The following is a 17,439-nucleotide window of genomic DNA, read 5'->3' on the forward strand; positions in this document are numbered from 1 at the left end:
GGGTTCACAGGAGCCGCAGTGCGCGGGCGCGGCGCACCGCTTCGCCGCGCCGGTTGACACCGAGCTTGCGGTAGGCGCTCTTCAGGTGCGTCTTCACCGTGTTCACGGACACCTGGAGGTCCGTGGCGATCTCCTCCGTCGACATCATCCGGGCCAGCCGTCGCAGCACGTCGCGTTCGCGTGCGCTCAGTTCCTCGACGACGAGCGCCGTGGGCTCCTCGGCCGTGGGCCGGGTGGCGGGGCCGCCGCTGCCGGGGGCGTCGGTGAGCCAGCCGTACGTCAGTTCCCGCAAGGGGTCGGCGCGCAGCAGCGGGCGGATCCAGGGGCCGGCCTCCGCGAACGGTCTGCGCAGCCGCTCGCGCCGGGCGTCCAGCAGTGCCCGGGCGACGAGGCGCCGCGCGGTCGCGAGGTCCCCCGCCTGGTGGGCGGCCTGGGCACGCAGCAGGGTGGCGCGCACGGTCACCGCCGGACCCGGACGGTCGTCTCCGGGCAGGTGGTCGATCAGGTCCCGGGCCTCGTCGAGGCGCCCGGCGGCCAGGCAGGCGCGTGCCGTCGCCACGGCGGACACCGCCCCGTGGCCCGGGCCGTTCCGCAGGTCCTTCAGGGCCGAGTCCGGACTGTTCTGCGCCAGATGGGCCGCCGAGACGATCAGGGCGATCTGCTCCTGCGCCCAGGGCGAGGGGACGGCGGCCGTGACGGCGCGGCCCGCCGTCTCCAGCGCGGCCCGCGCGTCGCCCCGCGCCAGGAGAAGGCGCCCTTCGGCGATGATCCGTCCCGCCGCGGTCACCGGGTCCCGTGACCCCGGAGGTTCGGCCACCTCTTTGAGCAGCGCCCGGGCCGGGGCCAGTTCGTCACGGTCGACGGCGACGGCCGCCAGGACCAGTCGGCCGATGCCGGACCCTGCTCCCTGCGGCAGGCCGTGCCGTTCCGCCTCGGCCGCCGCCGCCCGCGCCCTGCGCTCCGCCAGGCCCGGCCGGCCGGTCAGGTGGTCGATCAGTGCGAGGTGGCCCAGCGACTCCAGCCGGGGCAACGCCGTCGACGCCCCGCCCGGACACTCGGCGGCGACCCCCAGGGCGGCCCGCGCGGCGTCGAACCGGCCGCCCCACAGCCGCGCGCAGCCCAGGTGCGTCAGCAGCAGCGCGGTGAACTCCGGGTGGGCGTCCAGGAGATCCGCGGGTACGTCCGCCTTGGCCTCCTCCGCCGCACGTGCCGCCTCCTCCGCCTCGTCGGGCGATCCGTTCAGCCGCGCGGCCAGCGCTTCCAGCAGGGCACAGCTGAGCCGGACCGCGGCGGAGCCGGGGTCCCGGGCGAGGTCCGCTCGGGCCCTGCCGAGGGCGGCAAGCGCGTGCCGGAGGTCGTGCCGGGCCAGCGCGAGGGCCGCGCGGACGAGGTCGGCGGCCGGGCCCGCCGTGGTGGGGGGCATGCGCTCGAACAGGACGCGGAGGTCCTGGGCGCGCAGACCGGTGAAGAGCTGCCCGATCGCCAGGTCGTCGACGAGGGCCCGCGCCGTGAACTCCCAGTCGCCCGCCGCCGCCCCCTGGGCCAGCGCTTCGGGCAGGGCCCCCGAGCCGCGGAGCCAGCGCGCGGCCCGGCGGCGGAGTTCCGGCTCCAGCCCGGGCGCCCGCTCGCGCAGATGAGCCCTGAGGATCTCCGCGAACAACGGGTGCAGGCAGTACCAGGAGTGGCCCAGTTGCTGGAGGAACGCGTTCTCGCGGTGCAGCGCCGCCAGGTGGGCCTCCGCGTCGGTCCGCAGCGTCAACGCGTTCAGCAGGTCGGGGCAGAACCGGTCCAGGACCGCGGCGCGCAGCAGCAGGTCCTGTCTCTCGGCGCTCTGCTGGTCCAGCACCTCGGCCAGCAGGAAGTCGGCCACGGTGCTGCGGCCGGCCTCGAACTCCTTGAGGTAGGTCTGGGGGTCCGGGCTCTGTCCGGCGGCCAGCGCGCACAGCCGCAGCCCCGCCGCCCAGCCCTGGGTGCGCCGCACCAGCGCCCGCACGGTGCTCGCGGGCAGGGAGATGCCGTGCAGCGTCAGCAGTTGCGCGGCCTCCTCGGGGGTGAAGGCGAGATCCGCGTTGCGGATCTCCGTCATCCGGCCCGAGGCGCGGTACCGGTGCAGCGGCAGCAGCGGCTCGGCGCGGGTGACGAGAACCAGCCGGAGCCCGTGGTCCGCGTGGTCGAGGACGAAGCGCAGCTGCTGCGCGACGTCGGGCGTGGTCACGCGGTCGTACTCGTCCAGGACGAGCACCACGGGGCGGTCCCGGGCGGCGAGCCCGGCGGCGAGGCGGGCCAGCAGCCCGCCGTCCACGCGTCCGGCCGCCGCGGGGCTGCCGATCTCGGACGTCACCGGCATGCCGGCGCCGTGCAGTGCCTCCAATACGTAGGCCCAGAAGACACCCGGAGCCCGGTCGGCGGCGTCACAGGTCAGCCAGGCGACGGGGTGCCGCAGGCCGGCGGCCCAGTCGGCGACCAGAAGAGACTTGCCGCCGCCGGCCGCTCCGTTGACCATGGTCAGCGGCACGGAGAGGGCCTGGTCGAGGCTCCTGGTCAGGCGCTCCCGGCACAAGAACGTGGCGGGCCTCGCGGGCGGGGTCAGCCGGGTGCGCAGATACGGCACCCCCGCGGGATCGACGCGCGCGGGCGTCGGCTCCTGTTCGTTGTCGTTCCTCACCGTCACGGCGCTCACCACCGTCGCTCGCCAGGTGGTCGGGGCAGCGCTGGCCCCCTCATGATCCCAGCGTTCGGGCGGACCCGCATGCCCAGCTCGGTCAGGCCGGTGCGCGCGCCCGGGTCAGGCCGGTGCGCTCAGGCCGTCCAGGCGGGCACGGTGATCGAAGGACAGTTCGAGGCCGGCCGCGGCGACGTTGTCCTCCAGGTGGTCGACGCGGGCGGTGCCGGGGATGGGGCAGATCACCGGTGAGTGGGCGAGCAGCCAGGCGAGCGCCACCTGGGTCGGTGTGGCGCCGAGTTCGTCCGCCACCGCGGCGATCTCCGTGTGCGCGCCCGATGTGCCGTGCGCCACGGGGCGCCAGGGCAGGAACGCGATGTCCGCCGCCTCGCAGGCCCGCAGCACCGGCTCGTGCGCGCGGTCGAGCAGGCTGTACCGGTTCTGCACACTGACGACGTCGACGACGGCGCGCGCCTGGTCGAGCTGGTCGACGGTGATCTCGGACAGGCCGATCCGGCCGACCTTGCCCTCGGTCTGCAACTCCCCCAGTGCGCCGAGTTGTTCGGCGAGCGGGGTGTCCGGGTCGACGCGGTGGAGCTGGAGCAGTTCCAGCCGCTCGACGCGCAGCCGGCGCAGGGCCTGGTCCACCTGGTCGCGCAGGACGGCCGGGCGGCCGTCCAGGCGCCACTCCCCACCGGGGCCGGTGCGGGCGACGCCCACCTTCGTGGTGACGAGCAGGTCCTCCGGGTAGGGGTGCAGTGCCTCGGCGAGGAGCTCCTCGTTGGCGCCGCCGCCGTAGAGGTGGGCCGTGTCGATCAGGGTGACACCCAGTTCGACCGCCCGGCGGGCCAGCGCGAGGCCGGTCCGGCGCTCGGCGGCGGGCTCCGTCGCCAGGTGCATCGCCCCGAAACCCAGTCGTCCCACGGTCAGTTGCCCGCCGATGCGGAACACCTTCGGCGCCATGCACGCTCCCCCCTCGTCCGGGACGGAACGCTACCGACCACCCAGCACCTGGGGGGCGTTGTCCTTGAGGTGGGCGTTCGCCCAGCGCAGTTGGCGCAGGGTGTCGGGGTGACACTGCCGTACCAGGTCCAGCAGCCCTTCGTCGGCGCTCGCCTGGGCGGCCTGGGCGACCAGTTCCCAGTCGAGGCTGACCTCCGACGCCCGGACGTGGACCTCGCGCAGGTCGCGCAGCAGGAGCAGGCCCGCGTCCGGTTCGCCCTCCTGGGCGTGCCGGCCGTGCGCGGGTTCCTGGTCCTGGACCAGGTCGACGCCGTAGCGTCCGCCGACGGCGGCCAGTTCGCGCAGATGACGACGGGACCAGGCGGCCAGGTCGAGGGCGAGATGGTGGACGTCGTGGGCGGACCGGTGGTGCTCCGCCGTACGCAGCAGGGTGCGCACCAGTTCCACCTCGGCGTCGTGCAGTTCGCGTAGTGCCAGGCCGATCCTCATCAGCGGTCTTCCGTCCCTTCCCGTCCAACGTCCTCGCCGGCCACCGCCGCCGTGCCGCCGTGTGCGGGGGAAGCAGCGGCGGGCCCGGGGTCGTTCGGCCCGCACGCCCCCGATTTCCCTCGCCCGTGAGGCATCGCCGGGCGCGTCCCGGTGGGAGTGCGCCACCGGGGTCGAGCGCGGACCTGCCCGACGTCCTCGGCCGGGCGCGGGTCGGCCCTCGACACCAGGTGCCGGGGCCGGGTTCCCCACGCGGCGGCGCCGAACCACCTCCCGGCTCAGCGGGCCGCCGCGCGCCGCTCCAGCCGCCTCAGCGCCAGCTCGCACCAGCGCAGGTTCTCCCGCTCGAAGGACATGCCCCGCAGCAGCGTGAGATACGGCCCGATCCGCTCGGCATGCGCGAAGTACTCGTCCTCCGTGCGCCCGTCCAGCAGCCGCTCCCTGGTGCGTTCGTAGCGGGCGAGCTTGGCGGCGGACCACTCACGGCGCCCGGTGATCGCCGCACGCACGGCCTCCGGGTCGCCGACGTCCGCGCACTGCACCTTGACGAGCAGTTCGTCCCGGATCGCGGTCGGCCGGGCGGGGGGCTCGGCGACGTAGTCGCGGACGGCGGCGAGCCCGGCCTCGGTCAGGGAGAAGAGCCTCTTGTTGGGGCGCCGCTCCTGCTCGACCACCCGGGCGGCGACGAGGCCCTCGGCCTCCATGCGTTCCAGCTCCCGGTAGAGCTGCTGGGGCGTGGCCATCCAGAAATTGGCGACGGACGCGTCGAAACCCTTCGCGAGGTCGTACCCGGAGGCCTCGCCCTCCAGAAGCGCGGCCATCACCGCGTTGCGCAATGCCATCGCGCCAAGCTAGCACCGCCTTGACCAGTCAACGAGTTGACTAAGGGCTGGGCCCTGGACAAGCGCGGCGCGGCGCCCGTAGCCTCGCAGCCACCTATTCAATTCGTTGACTATCTCGTCGACTACCCGAGTGCCCGAGGTGAGCCGGATGCATCCCTTCCGTCAGGCGGTCGAACGCAAGGACATGGACGCCGTGGAGGCCCTGTTGGCCGACGACGTCGTCTTCACCAGCCCCGTGGTCTTCAAGCCGTACACCGGCAAGGCCGTCACCGCCGCGATCCTGCGCAACGTCGCCGAGGTCTTCCAGGACTTCACCTACGAGCGGGAGATCGGCGCCCCCGGCGCCCGCGACCACGCCCTCGTCTTCACCGCGACGGTCGACGGGAAGCAGCTCCAGGGCTGCGACTTCCTGCGGGTGGACGAGTCCGGGAAGATCGAGGAGCTCATGGTCATGGTCCGCCCGCTGTCGGCCGCCAACGCCCTGGCCGCGGCGATGGGCGCCCGCTTCGACGCCATCGCACGCGAGGCGGCCGGAACCTGACACGGCGTCCGGGTCCGGCGCGGCTTCAGGACTGGTAAGGCTGCTGCTGCGGCTGTCCGTTCGGCCGGCCGTCCTGACCGCCCTGCCCTCCCTGACCGCCCGCGGCCTGCGCGAGCAACTGCTCCGCCTGCTCCTTGGTCACCGGCTGTTCCGCACCGCAGAAGGTGCACTGGGTCGCGTACTTGGTCGAGAACGGGAACAGCGGGACGAAGAACAGGGTGAACTTCGTGACCCGCTTCCTGAGGGTGTGCGCGGCGGGGTTGCCGCACCGACCGCACAGCAGGGTCAGTATCGCGAGCTGGTACAGGTATCCCTTGGTGCCGAAGATGATCATTCGGTCGTTCCTTCCCGGGGCGGCGACGGCGGGCGGCGAGCCGGCGAGCGGCACGGAGCGCTCACGGTACACAGCCTCGTACACGGCGACGCACCAGGCCACATGCCGGTTCGCCGCGCCCCCGCGCACCCGGGGCGCACTCCCGCGCTCCCCGACATGGTGCGTGTTCACGACGGATCGGGGAACGCGATCGGGGACCGCACAACCGTGACCTGGGAGATCCTCATGATGATCGCCGGCATCGTCGTCGCCTGCGTGGTGCTCGCCGTCCTCGCATTCCTGCTCCCCCGCCTGTCCAGGCATCCGCAGAACGGCGCTCAGCGCACCCTCGGCTTCGGATCGCGCGCCGGTTCGAAGGCGCCGGGCGTGCTGGGGCGACTGTTCAGCAAGCCGTTCCAGTCCAGCTCCCGGGCGCTCGGCCGCAGTGGATCGGCGGGCCGCCGGGCACGTGGCCGTATGCCGTTCTGACCCCGGCACGCGCCGCGATGTCCGGGAGGGTGCTGTTAACCCGCCCTGATCGGGTACTCGCTGCACGTGCCGAGATCCGCACGGCAGGCCCGCGGCCTGCCGCACACGATCGCCAAGGAGGTCGGACATGAGCACCGTCAAGGAAGCAGTCGAGGTCGAGGTCCCCCTGCACACCGCCTACAACCAGTGGACGCAGTTCGAGGAGTTCCCCCGGTTCATGGAGGGCGTCGAGGAGATCAGGCAGCTCGACGACACCCACAACCACTGGATCACCAAGATCGGCGGCGTACGCAGGGAGTTCGACACCGAGATCGTCGACCAGCTCGCCGACGAGCGGATCACCTGGCGCACGACGTCGGGTGACACCCACCAGAAGGGCACCGTCCGTTTCCAGCGCCTGGACGACTCGCACACGCGCGTCGAACTGGTCATGGACGTCGAGCCCACGGGTGTCGCGGAGAAGACCGCGGACATGGCCGGTGTCATCGACCGGCGGGTGAAGGGCGACATGCGGCGTTTCAAGGAGTACATCGAGCACCGCGGCGGCGAGAGCGGAGGCTGGCGCGGGCGCGTCACGCCCGGCCCCTCCTGACCCCTGCCGACCCGGCCCCCGAGGGAGCCCGCCGCACGACGCGCGCGGGCCGTCTCGGGGGCCTTCGCGTGCCCACGGACGTGTCGCGACGCCGACGCGTGACACTGCGTGATCGCCGGGTGCAACCTTCCCGGGGTCCCGGGTGTCATAGGAGATATCGGCAACATGCAGACGTTGGGGGATGCAATGGCGCGAAAAGGGACTGTGAACAGGACGACGAAGGGGACGGTGTGGGTGACGCTCGCGCTGGTGGGCGCGACGTCCGCGGTGGCGGTCACCCCGGCGCAGGCCGCCCCGGCGGCCCGCGCGGCGGCGACGGCGTGCCCGACCGGCTGGGGCAGCACGGTCGAGTCCCGTACCGCCGGAACGACCGAGTCGGTCACGAACGTCAGGACCGGCGGTCAGGCGTGCTACGACCGGATGGTCGTCGACGTCCCCGGCGCCGGCACCAGCGGGCTCGGCTACTGGGTGGGCTACGTCGACCGGCTGCACCAGGACGGTTCGGGCACCGTCATACCGGTGGGCGGCGGCGCGATCCTCGAGGTGCGGGTCACCGCACCCTCGTACGACCCCGAGACCGGCGCCCCGACGTACCCGGCCCGCGCGGGCCGCCCGCTGCCGGGCGTGGACCTCACCGGCTACCGCACCTTCCGGGACGCCCGGTTCGGCGGCAGCTTCGAGGGCGACACCCAGATCGGCCTCGGGCTGCGGGCGCGGCTGCCCTTCCGGGTGCTCGTGCTGAGCGACCGCGTCGTGGTGGACGTGGCGCACAACTGGACCGGCACACGCTGAGACCGGCGGCCCGCCGCGGCGGGCCCGTCAGTCAGGGCGAAGCTCGCCCGACTCAACGAGCGCGGCGAGCTTCGCCAGCGCCATCCGCGTGCCGGTCTCGTTGTCCGCGGCCGGCACGGCGTCGGGGATCCCCTCGTGCACGACGAGGACGTCGGTGCCGCCGTCGGCGTCGGTGAGCGTGGTGGTCAGCGTCATGACACCGCGCAGGGCCGGATCGGCCGTCTCGAACTCCAGGATCTCCACCACCTGTTCGTCCGGCACGAGCCGGGCGAAGTGACCGTGGTAGGTGTCGGTGTGCGCCTCCGTCTTGCCGGACCCGTCCGGCATCTCGTACGTGAGCGACACCCGGAACCGGCCGCCCTCCCGGGCCTCGAACTCGTGCACCCGGCCGCGCATCCCGTCCGGCACCCGCCACCGGGCGACGGCCCGCCCGTCCACGAGCGCCCGGTACACCTCCGCGCGCGGGGCGTCGACCCGCCCCGAGACTCTCGTCGCGTACATGGCCTCAACCTACTGGGCGGGACACGCCGCCGCAGTGCGGCCCGGCGTCGGATGGCCCTCCCCGGCCCCCCGTGACGCCTTCGGCGACCTGGACGAGACCCATGTCCGTCCGTCTGCCACCACGCCCTGCGGCCGACCGTCCCCTCGCGGCCTGTTCCGCGTGTGTCATACTCGGCGGCATTCTGCATGGTCCAAGTCGGGGGATCTTCGTTGAGTTTGCGGTGTGCGCGCTCGGTCGCGGGCGCGTGGTGCGAGTGCCAGGACCGTGCCGGATGAGCGGCATAGCCCTGGCCACGCCGTATCTCGACACCGACGCCGACCAGTTGTCTTTCGCCCTCGGCCATCCCCCCTGCCCCGCGCTCGCGGTGCGGGATCTGACGGTAGGGGGACTCGACGTGCAGCTCAGGCTCCTCGGGGCCTCGCACCAGGTCTTCGCGGGCCCGGTCCGGGAGACCGTGGCCTGTCTGCCCGGCGTCGAGGGGGGCCTGCCGGAGGCGGCGGAGCACGAGGCGGACGGCTGGAACTACCGCTTCGGCGCCCGCGTACTGCGCCTTCCCGAGAGCGAGTTCGGCGCGCGGGTGGCCGAGATCCGCGGCCGTGCGGAGGCACACCCGCACGCGCTGTGCGGGATCTTCCCCGGCTCCCCGGAGGCGGTCACCGCGCTGACCGTCGAATGGCGCGGCACCGGACCGACCTGGCGTACCTGGCACACGTATCCGCAGAGCCGCACGATCGTGGCGACGCACACCCGGCTGGAGGTCCGTTGAAGACCGCCCGACGCCTCGGCGTCCTGATCCTCGCCACCGCGGCGCTCGCCGCCTGTTCCGGCGGCGGATCCGGCGGCGGATCCGGCGGCAACGCCGTTCCGTCGAGCTGGATACGCAACGAGTACCGGGCGGGCGGCGGGGGGTACCTCGACCGGACCGACCCGGCGACCACCGTGGCGAGCGAGATAGACAAGCACACCTCGGCCCAGGACCGCACGACCAGCGGCTCCATGGTCTTCCTGCGCTACCGGGACGACATCGTCGCGGTCAGCCCCTACCGGGGCGGCAGCCGGATCGAGATGGACGACTACCGCAACGGCTACCACCGCTGGCGGACGCACCTGGGCTCGGTGTGGCCGGATCCCGACAGCGACTCGTTCCGCGGCGGAGGCCCCGGCTCCGGCAAGTAGGGCCGCACCGGCCGCCGTCACGCACGCACGCACCACAAGCCACCGCACCACACCCCTCCGAAGTCCCCGAAAGGCACCCCGTGGCAGAGATCTTCGAGTCCGCAGGCACTGCCCTGCTCTACGGTCTGGTCGGTTTCGTGGTGATGGCGATCGGGTTCATCGCCCTCGACCTCGTCACCCCCGGCAAGCTGGTCCATGTGGTGTGGACCGAGCGCAACCGGGGAGCTGCCGTCCTCCTCGCCGGCCAGACGGTCGCGATCGGTCTCGTCATCGACCAGTCCATCCGGGCCAGCGAGTCCGAACAGGGCCTCGGACACGGCCTGTTCAGCACCCTGCTGTACGGCCTGTCCGGTGTCGTCGTGATGACCCTGATCGCGTGCGTGGTCGGGCTGCTGACCCCGGGGCGCCTCGGCCACACCGTCCTGGACGACCAGGACGGGCGGGCGCATCCCGCCGCCTGGGTCCAGACGGCCATGTACATCGGTACGGCCTTCATGGTCGGCGCAGCGGTCTCCTGAATCCGGCACCGTGAGTACCACCCTGGATCGCGCCGATCCGGCCGTCGCACCTCCGCCCGCGGGTTACTCGCGGGCGGCGCGTTTCCTGCTCCTGCTCGCGGTGTTCGTCTGTGCCGCCTGCGGTCTGGTCTACGAACTGGCGCTGACCGCGCTGGGCAGCTACCTCATCGGCAACTCCGTGACGCAGACCTCCGTGGTCATCTCCGTCATGGTCTTCGCCATGGGGATCGGCTCCCTGGCAGCCAAGCCGATGCAGCGGCGCGCGGTCGGCGCCTTCGCGCTGCTGGAGGGCGCGCTCGCGCTCGTCGGCGGCCTGTCCGTGCTGATCCTGTACGTCACGTTCGCCTGGCTGCGCATCTACATGCCGGCCATGGTCGCCGTGTCGTTCCTCGTCGGCCTGCTCATCGGGGCGGAGATCCCGCTGCTGATGACGCTGCTCCAGCGGATCAGACGGCAGGAGGCGGGCAGCGCGGTCGCCGACATGTTCGCCGCGGACTACGTGGGGGCGCTCGTCGGCGGGCTGTGCTTCCCGCTGCTGCTCCTGCCCACCTTCGGGCAGCTCCGGGGGGCCCTGGTGGTGGGCGCGGTCAATGCCGTGGCCGGGGTCGTGGTCGTGCTGTGGATCTTCCGACGGGAGACCAGACGCGTCGTGCGCCTGTCGCTCCTGGCCGGGGCGGCGGCCGTGCTCGCCGTGCTCGGCACGGTCTACGTACTGGCCGACGACATCGAGGTGACGGCACGCCAGCAGCTGTACCGGGACCCGATCATCCACGCCGAGACGACTCCGTACCAGGACATCGTCATCACCCGGTCCACCGCGTTCACCGGCCGTGCGGACACCCGGCTGTTCCTCAACGGGGACCTCCAGTTCTCGTCCGTGGACGAGTACCGCTACCACGAGGCGCTCGTGCATCCGGCGCTGTCGGGCGAGCGCTCCTCGGTGCTGATCCTGGGCGGCGGCGACGGCCTCGCCCTGCGCGAGGTGCTGCGCTACGAGGACGTCGAGGAGGTCACGCTGGTCGACCTCGACCCGGCGATGACCCGGCTCGCCCGTACCTTCGGGCCGTTGTCCGAGCTCAACGGGGACGCGTTCGGCGACCCCCGGGTCCACGTCGTCCACGCCGACGCCTTCAACTGGCTGCGGGACGCGGGCCCGCGCCACGACGCGGTGATCATCGACTTCCCGGACCCGGACACCGCGGCGCTGGCCAAGCTCTACAGCGTCGAGTTCTACCACCTGCTCCGGCACACGCTGAAACCCGACAGCCGGGTGGTGGTGCAGGGCGGCTCCCCGTTCTTCGCCCCCAAGTCGTACTGGTCCATCGCCGCCACCGTCGAGAAGGCCGGGTACCGCACCACCGAGTACCAGGTGGACGTCCCCAGCTTCGGCAACTGGGGGTTCGTCCTCGCCACCCCCGGCGCCACGGGGCCGGCGCCCGCGCTGGAGCTGGCCGAGGACGCCCCTCGGCTGCGGTTCCTGGACGACGCCGTGCTGGCGGCCGCCTCCGTCTTCCCGGTCGACCGCCGCCCCCAGGACGTCCGGGCGAGCACCCTGATGGATCCCGCGGTGCTCGAGTACTCGCGGCACGAGTGGCAGAACTACTGACCGCGGGTACTCGGCATGCCGGGAGGTGAGGCATGGACGACGGCGGTCGCGCTCCGGCCCGCCCGAGGGCGGTGCCCGCACGACGGGTCCGGCTGCGCTTCGACGGCTGGATCGCGGGCCTCGGGACCTCGTCCGGCACCCGGATCGTCCTCGGCCACTGGCCCGGTTCCCCCTTCGGGTCGTTCAGCGACGTGATGATCGAACGGCCGGACGGGCACCGGATCCTGCTGGCGCCCTCCCCGAACGTCGCGCGGTTCGTCGCCGCGACCTACGTCTTCGACGACGTCCAGGTGGCCCCGGTCCGGGTGCGCGTCGCCGGGGCCGAGTGGAGCGTGGCCGCGGCGGCGCTGACCCTGCGTTTCGTCACCGGCCGCCGCGGCCCCCTCGGGCATCTGCTGGGCGCGGTGCCCGGGGCGCTCGCCGCCCGTCCGGCCTGGGCCGCGGTCATGGCGCCGCCCGCCCGGCTGCTGGGCCTGCGCACCCGCGGCAGCGCCCGCGACGGCCGGCGCGAGTGGTACGGCGCGCAGGACCTGCACAGGATCACCGACGCCGCCGCCACCTACGAGGGCGAGGACCTCGGCCGCCTCGCCCGGGTGGAACCCCCCGTGCGTTTCGGTTTCGGCTCGACCCCCCGCAGGCCCTGCGTCGTACGTGTCACCACGACGGTGGCGCTGCCCACCGGCGTCCGGGACACCGCGGACCTACGGGGTGATGCGCAGGGCGTCCACCATCCCCACCGAGGTGCTGCGGTTGACGATGCGTAGGGTGTGCGTTCCGCGGGTCAGTCCGCCGCGTTGCCAGACCGTCTGCTGCACCTGGCGCGGGCCGGAGACCCGCAGGTCCACCGTCGCTTGGAGTACGCCGTCGAGATAGACGTCGACGGGTCCCATGTCTCCGTTGCGTTCCGAGAGGTAGGCGACCCCCGTCCCGGTGAAGGTGTAACTGGCCGCGGCGTTCGGCGTGGTGCTGTGGTGGGTGTCGTCGTTGTAGTCGCCGTAGCCCCGCCCGTTCGTCAGGTGCCAGTTGGCGTCATAGGTCAACTGGGTGTTGTTGACCATGGGGTTGGGGGTCCGCGCCATGCCCAGCGTGGAGCTGGTGCCGCTCAGTGCCTTCTCGCCCTGGTTGGCGGAGCCCGTGAGCCTGACCTGGCCGTAGGAGGAAAGCGGCTTGGCCGTGCGCTCCACGACGTAGACGTTCCCGGCCGTCGTGGGCAGGTCGAACTCCGTGGCGCTCGTCGTCAGCACGGTCGTGCCGCGGGTGACGTCCCGGACCCGGAGTTCCTGGCTCCCCCACGGGTTCACGACCCGTGTGCTCTTGCCGTACAGGCTCTTGAGGCCGATGTACTTCACCTCGCCGGCCTCGCGCTCCGAGCTGACGGTGAAGCCGCCCTTGGCCAGCAGGGTGAACCGTCCGACGAACGACGCGTCGCTCGGCGCCGCGGGGAAGACCCGGATCTTGTCGTTGTAGGACTGCAGCAGCGACTCGTTGAGGGCGGCGAGGTGGACGCCGAGATATTCGAAGACGCCGTTGGTGTTGTCCGTCATGCCGTTGGGATAGCTCTGGTACTTGCGGAGCATCGTCTTCATGCCTTGGTACGCCTGGTCCCCCAGTCCCAGCCGGGCGGCCTGCACGGCGTCGTTGGCCCAGACGTTGCCGTAGGGGAACGGGCGTGCGTTGAAGGTGTTGACGGCCTTCTGCTGGTCCGGGTAGCCGATGCCGGTGCGGTCGTAGGGCCAGATGATCTCGGACGCCACGTTCTCGCCGTTGCGGGTCTGGGCGAGCGGTGGGGTGTGGGGCAGATAGACGTCCGCGGTGGAGGGATAGGCGATCAGGTTGTCCACGATCCGCTGCCACTGCGGCCGCAGATCGGCGTCCAGGCCGAGGGACTGGGACGCGCTGATCGCGAGGGGGAACAGGGTGCGTACCGCCGCGAGGTCGGTGATCGCGTTCGGCACGTTCCAGTACGTCTCGTGCGCGTGCGAACTCGCCACGAAGTACTTTCCGGACGCCGAGTCGTAGGACAGCTTCGCGGCGTAGAACTTCACCACGTCCCGCATGAAGGGGTACGCGGTGTTCCTCAGGTAGGCGGAGTCGTTGGTGTACGCGTACTGGAGGTACATGTTGTACGCGGCCTCGGTCCCCGTCGACCAGATGTTGTTGGTGAAGTCGCTGTTGACCGTGCCGCGGGCGTTGCCGTCCCAGCCCATGGTCTCCGGCACCCACAGCCCGTCGACGTCGTAGCGGGTCCGCGTATAGGCCTTCAGGGCCGCTGAGTTACGGCTGTAGAGGCGGTTGAAGCCGGCCAGCAGGTCGACGTGGTTCGAGGCCAGGAACGAGTTGTAGACGTCCCGCTGGTTCCAGAACCAGTAGGCGTTGCTCCACTTCGTCTCGTCCCGTGTGGCCCGGAAGACGCCGTTGATGAAGTGGAACGGATTGGTCCCGTAGCCCCCGGCGGCGATCATGTACGTGCTCAGGTAGTAGATGTTCTCCAGGTAGTCCGCGTCCCCGGACAGTCCGGAGTACTGCACGAACGACTTGCCCCAGAAGTCGTGCCACCAGGACTTGAAGGCGTTGAGCTGCGTGCTGTAGCCACGGCTCTTGGCCGAGGCCAGGGCGCGCTTCGCCTCGGCCACCGAGTCGTGGGAGGGCGCGTTGAGCCGGCTGCTCGCGGTGAACCAGATGGTGTAGCTGGAGGACGGGGTGATCGACAGCCGGACCGTGCGGCCGTCGACGACCCGCGCGGTGTACGGCGTTCCCTCCACCGTGGCCGCCAGGGTGTAGCCGAAGTTCTGCGGGTCGGCCTGCCCGCGGCTCAGTCCGGCGCCGGTGGCGTCCGCGTACGTCGAGACCGTCTTCCAGGTGCCCAGGTCGGGCACGTCACCGCTGTTGCCGAGCTGGCTGGTGTCCCACAGGCCCAGGTCGAGATTGACGGCGGAGACCCCGGGGCGCGTGTCCTCGACGTGCACGCCCATGACCTCGGAGTTCGGTACGCCCATCACCGTCACCGTGCGATTGGCGTCGTACTTGGTGGTCAGGGTGCCGTCGTGGAGCGACAGGCGCTGCTGGAAGGTGCTGTAGCCGCTCTCCAGGGCCGGGGTCGTGGACAGGTTGAGCAGTCCCGCGCCGAATGCCGTCTGCTGCGAGGTGTCGACGCCGGAGACCTGCATCGTCAGCCCGTTGCTCTGCCAGGCCATGGCGCCCGTACGGCCGTTGCCCACGGTCAGCCCGTGCAGGGGGTTCGTGGTGGGCCGGTTGTAGACGAGGTCGTGCTTGGACAGGTACGCGGCACGGTCCACGTTCAGAGCGCCGGGGGCGGAGTCGAACGCGGCGTCCGTCGGCGCCGCCGCGGCGGGCGCCGACAAGCCGACCGCCGTCACGGCGATGATGGAGACGGCCGCGAGCGCGGCCCGCACCAGTCTGCGCGGTCCCATCGAATGTCCTCCCTGCGGGTCCTGGTGGTACCGACCGGTTCCGGAATGCTGGGCTGGAGTGCGACCGCGTGACGTGGAGCGTGATTGATCCGATGATTGTTCCCTCAGACACGGCGTACGGATCTGCTCGACGACGTCATGAACGCGTCACGGGCAGTGAACATCGGATGTATGCGACGGTCAACCCTCGGCGCAGACTTTGACCGACTCGCGGGCGCCGACCGCGTCCGGGCGCGGCGGGCGGTGGCCTCCGTGACCGTCGACGGGCATCAGTGGTCGTCGGCATCGAGGTAGGTCCGCAGCAAGGCGTCCAGCGCCTCCCGTACGCCCGCCTCCCGCGCCACCGCCAGGAGCGCGCCGGCCAGCACGGAGGGAGGGTCGTCAGGGCCGGTCACCAGCCCCACCCTCGGTCCGTGCGCGGGCCCCTCCAGGGGGACGACCCGCAGCCCGTCGGGTACGCCGAACATGTGCAGCCACGCGTGCGAGATCACGCTGGACCAGCGGCCGGCGGGCAGATGCGCGTACAGGCCGGCGACGGTGTCCGACTCGATCGCGGGGGCGGCGGTGGCCCCGTCGGCGGCGAAGCACTCGTCGATGATGCGGCGGTTGCGCATACGGGAGTTGAGCAGGCACAGCGGGAGAGCGGCGGCCTGCGACCAGGTGGCCGACCGGACACCGCCGAGCGGGCCGTCGAGGGGGGTCAGCAGCACGTACCGCTCCTCGTACAGCGGCAGTCGGCGCAGCGCGTCGTCGTCGAGGTACGTCATCGCCGCGTCCAGCTCGAACTCGGCCAGGCCGTGGGCGATGTCGGCGGAGGACAGCGACTCCATGCTGACCCGGGCGCCGGGGTGGCGCTCGCAGAACGGGGTGGTCAGCAGGGATGCGGCGGGCAGTGCCGTGGGGACGACGCCGAGGCGGAGCGTGCCGGTCAGTCCGTCGCGCAGCGCCGACAACTCCTGGCGCAGTGCGTCCTGTTCGGCGAGGATGCGGTGCGCCCAGGCCAGGACCACCTCGCCTTCCGGGGTGAGGCCTTCGTAGCGTCGGCCGCGCCGGACGATCGGAACGTTCAGCTCGTGTTCGAGTCGGCGGATCGCCGCGGACAGCGAGGGCTGGGAGACGTAACAGGCGGCCGCCGCGCGGACGAAGTGGCGCTCGCGGGCGAGGGCGACCAGGTATTCCAGCTGGCGCAGTTGCATACGTGATCTCCCAGGGCTGCGGTGGGTCGGACGGCCGCGTCCGGACGGCCCGCCCTCGGGCGGAGGCGGGAGCGGGACCTCGACGCGGGTCAGCCCGCGCGCCGCAGCGACCTGGCCAGGAAGTCGGGGGCGCGGTCCTCGTAGCTCTCCAGGTCCCACCCCTCCGCGTGCAGGGCCGGGCGCAGGTTCTCCTCGGCCAGCAGGTCGTCGGGGTCCGGAGGGCGGCCGTGACGGGCGGCGCGCTCGGCCCGGCTGGAGGGATGGTAGAGCAGCAGGACTCCGCCAGGGGCCGTCACTCTGGCCCATTCACGCAAGGCCGCCCCAGGGTCGGGGACGTGATCGACCAGGCCCGCGCTGAACACGCCGTCCAACGACCCCGCCCGCAGCGGGAGTCGGCAGGCGTCGGCGAGCAGCAGGCCGGTGCGCCCAGCCCTGGCGGCGGCCGTGAGCATCGCGGGAGTGAGGTCGGCGCCGAGGACGACACCCTCCTGCCCGACCTGGGCCCGGAGCGCGGGCAGGGCACGGCCGCTGCCGCAGCCCACGTCCAGGACCCGCTGCCCCGGGCGCAGTTCCATACGGGCGACGGCGGCCGCGTACCGGGGCCCGTCGGCCGCGAAGCGCTCCTCCCAGGTGTCGGCCCTGGAGGTGAAGAAGGCGCGGGTCGCGGTCGTGGCCGCCCGGGACGCCACCAGCGTGGCGAAGCGTGCGACCAAGTCGTCGCTGCGCGGGAGGGCTGCCACGAAGGCGTCGCCGGCGGCCTTGTCCGACTCCGGGTGGAACTGCAGCCCCCAGGCCGAACCGTCGACCCGGAACGCCTGGACCGGGTAGCGGTCGCACGAGGCGAGGACAGTGACCCGGGCCGGCAGATCCACGAGGTCGGCATGCCGGTGCGGCATGCGCAAGGGCGGGCGGAGTGCGGCGAACAGCGGGTCGGCACACGCGGCGGCGGTCGTCCGTACCTCGCCCCTGCCCCTTCGGGCCGGGCCGGGGCGGACGGTGCCGCCTGCCGCCAGGGCCAGCAGATGCGCACCCAGGCATACCCCGAGCACCGGGACCTCGGCCGCGAGCGCGGCACGCAGCAGCGACAGCTCCGCCGCACGGGCCGGGAAGGCCGAGGAGTCGTCGTACGCCGCCCCAGGCCCGTCCCACAGCACCAGCGCGGCCAGTCCCGACGGCGACTCCGGCACCGGATCGCCCGCCCAGGTCCTGCACATCCGCACGGTCAGTCCGGCGGCCTCCAGTGCGGCACCGATCGCGGACGGGCCCTCGGGCGCGAGGTGCTGGACGACCAGGACGCCGGCCGGCTCCACCCAACTCACGCGACGTTCCC

Annotated in this window: 18 protein-coding genes; 9 read left to right on the forward strand and 9 right to left on the reverse strand. The window is 72.4% G+C overall.

All coding sequences use genetic code 11. From position 1 onward, the window contains the following. Positions 1 to 4: 4 nt before the first annotated feature. The 4 genes from ACIP2X_RS12600 to ACIP2X_RS12615 form a co-directional block, all read right to left on the reverse strand. Positions 5 to 2,671, reverse strand: a complete 2,667-nt coding sequence (locus ACIP2X_RS12600) for a LuxR C-terminal-related transcriptional regulator (RefSeq protein ID WP_401671151.1) — start codon at positions 2,669 to 2,671, stop codon at positions 5 to 7. A gap of 114 nt (positions 2,672 to 2,785) precedes the next feature. Then, on the reverse strand, positions 2,786 to 3,625 hold the full coding sequence (locus tag ACIP2X_RS12605; protein WP_401671153.1) for an aldo/keto reductase: 840 nt from the start codon (positions 3,623 to 3,625) through the stop codon (positions 2,786 to 2,788). Positions 3,626 to 3,655: 30 nt separating this feature from the next. Beyond that, on the reverse strand, positions 3,656 to 4,114 hold the full coding sequence (locus tag ACIP2X_RS12610) for a hypothetical protein (protein WP_401671156.1): 459 nt from the start codon (positions 4,112 to 4,114) through the stop codon (positions 3,656 to 3,658). Between the two features lie 275 nt (positions 4,115 to 4,389). After that, positions 4,390 to 4,953, reverse strand: a complete 564-nt coding sequence (locus ACIP2X_RS12615; protein WP_401671159.1) for a PadR family transcriptional regulator — start codon at positions 4,951 to 4,953, stop codon at positions 4,390 to 4,392. Positions 4,954 to 5,101: 148 nt separating this feature from the next. Here ACIP2X_RS12615 and ACIP2X_RS12620 point away from each other — a divergent pair, with 148 nt between their 5' ends. After that, complete coding sequence (locus ACIP2X_RS12620; protein ID WP_401671162.1) at positions 5,102 to 5,494, forward strand: nuclear transport factor 2 family protein; 393 nt, start codon at positions 5,102 to 5,104, stop codon at positions 5,492 to 5,494. A gap of 25 nt (positions 5,495 to 5,519) precedes the next feature. Here the strand turns inward: ACIP2X_RS12620 and ACIP2X_RS12625 are convergent, their stop codons facing one another. Continuing rightward, positions 5,520 to 5,828, reverse strand: coding sequence for a zinc-ribbon domain-containing protein (locus ACIP2X_RS12625; RefSeq protein WP_401672326.1), 309 nt, complete (start codon positions 5,826 to 5,828; stop codon positions 5,520 to 5,522). Positions 5,829 to 6,053: 225 nt separating this feature from the next. Between ACIP2X_RS12625 and ACIP2X_RS12630 the strand changes: the two genes are divergently transcribed. The 3 genes from ACIP2X_RS12630 (at position 6,054) to ACIP2X_RS12640 (ending at position 7,680) form a co-directional block, all read left to right on the forward strand. Beyond that, positions 6,054 to 6,296, forward strand: coding sequence for a DUF6411 family protein (locus ACIP2X_RS12630; protein ID WP_401672328.1), 243 nt, complete (start codon positions 6,054 to 6,056; stop codon positions 6,294 to 6,296). Between the two features lie 127 nt (positions 6,297 to 6,423). Next, a complete protein-coding gene (locus ACIP2X_RS12635) occupies positions 6,424 to 6,888 on the forward strand; it encodes an SRPBCC family protein (RefSeq protein WP_401671165.1) in 465 nt (154 codons plus the stop codon). Between the two features lie 204 nt (positions 6,889 to 7,092). Continuing rightward, positions 7,093 to 7,680: a hypothetical protein gene (locus ACIP2X_RS12640; protein WP_401671168.1), complete on the forward strand. Its 588-nt coding sequence runs from the start codon at positions 7,093 to 7,095 to the stop codon at positions 7,678 to 7,680. Positions 7,681 to 7,707: 27 nt separating this feature from the next. On the opposite strand, the gene ACIP2X_RS12645 is transcribed toward ACIP2X_RS12640, so the two are convergent. Beyond that, positions 7,708 to 8,181 (reverse strand): SRPBCC domain-containing protein, encoded by a 474-nt coding sequence (locus tag ACIP2X_RS12645; protein WP_401671171.1) that lies wholly within the window; start codon positions 8,179 to 8,181, stop codon positions 7,708 to 7,710. A gap of 272 nt (positions 8,182 to 8,453) precedes the next feature. Between ACIP2X_RS12645 and ACIP2X_RS12650 the strand changes: the two genes are divergently transcribed. From ACIP2X_RS12650 to ACIP2X_RS12670, 5 genes are all read left to right on the forward strand, one after another. Further along, on the forward strand, positions 8,454 to 8,948 hold the full coding sequence (locus tag ACIP2X_RS12650) for a DUF2617 family protein (protein WP_401671174.1): 495 nt from the start codon (positions 8,454 to 8,456) through the stop codon (positions 8,946 to 8,948). Then, complete coding sequence (locus ACIP2X_RS12655; RefSeq protein WP_401671176.1) at positions 8,945 to 9,358, forward strand: DUF4247 domain-containing protein; 414 nt, start codon at positions 8,945 to 8,947, stop codon at positions 9,356 to 9,358. The genes ACIP2X_RS12650 and ACIP2X_RS12655 overlap by 4 nt, the downstream gene beginning before the upstream one ends. Before the next feature lie 80 nt (positions 9,359 to 9,438). Further along, positions 9,439 to 9,876 carry a DUF350 domain-containing protein gene (locus ACIP2X_RS12660; RefSeq protein WP_401671179.1) on the forward strand — a complete coding sequence of 146 codons (438 nt, stop codon included), beginning with the start codon at positions 9,439 to 9,441 and terminating at the stop codon, positions 9,874 to 9,876. A 10-nt stretch (positions 9,877 to 9,886) separates the two neighbouring features. Next, a complete protein-coding gene (locus tag ACIP2X_RS12665) occupies positions 9,887 to 11,482 on the forward strand; it encodes a polyamine aminopropyltransferase (RefSeq protein WP_401671182.1) in 1,596 nt (531 codons plus the stop codon). A gap of 32 nt (positions 11,483 to 11,514) precedes the next feature. Beyond that, positions 11,515 to 12,246 (forward strand): hypothetical protein, encoded by a 732-nt coding sequence (locus tag ACIP2X_RS12670; protein WP_401671185.1) that lies wholly within the window; start codon positions 11,515 to 11,517, stop codon positions 12,244 to 12,246. Here ACIP2X_RS12670 and ACIP2X_RS12675 read toward each other — a convergent pair. The 3 genes from ACIP2X_RS12675 to ACIP2X_RS12685 form a co-directional block, all read right to left on the reverse strand. After that, complete coding sequence (locus ACIP2X_RS12675) at positions 12,184 to 14,913, reverse strand: glycosyl hydrolase family 95 catalytic domain-containing protein (RefSeq protein WP_401671187.1); 2,730 nt, start codon at positions 14,911 to 14,913, stop codon at positions 12,184 to 12,186. The two genes, ACIP2X_RS12670 and ACIP2X_RS12675, sit on opposite strands and share 63 nt — an antisense overlap. 269 nt (positions 14,914 to 15,182) lie before the next feature. Next, positions 15,183 to 16,109, reverse strand: a complete 927-nt coding sequence (locus ACIP2X_RS12680) for a LysR family transcriptional regulator (protein WP_401671190.1) — start codon at positions 16,107 to 16,109, stop codon at positions 15,183 to 15,185. Between the two features lie 89 nt (positions 16,110 to 16,198). Beyond that, complete coding sequence (locus ACIP2X_RS12685) at positions 16,199 to 17,428, reverse strand: methyltransferase domain-containing protein (RefSeq protein WP_401671192.1); 1,230 nt, start codon at positions 17,426 to 17,428, stop codon at positions 16,199 to 16,201. Between the last annotated feature and the right edge of the window lie 11 nt (positions 17,429 to 17,439).

The organism is Streptomyces sp. NPDC089424 (genome assembly GCF_044749345.1).
In the GTDB taxonomy this organism is placed as follows: domain Bacteria; phylum Actinomycetota; class Actinomycetes; order Streptomycetales; family Streptomycetaceae; genus Streptomyces.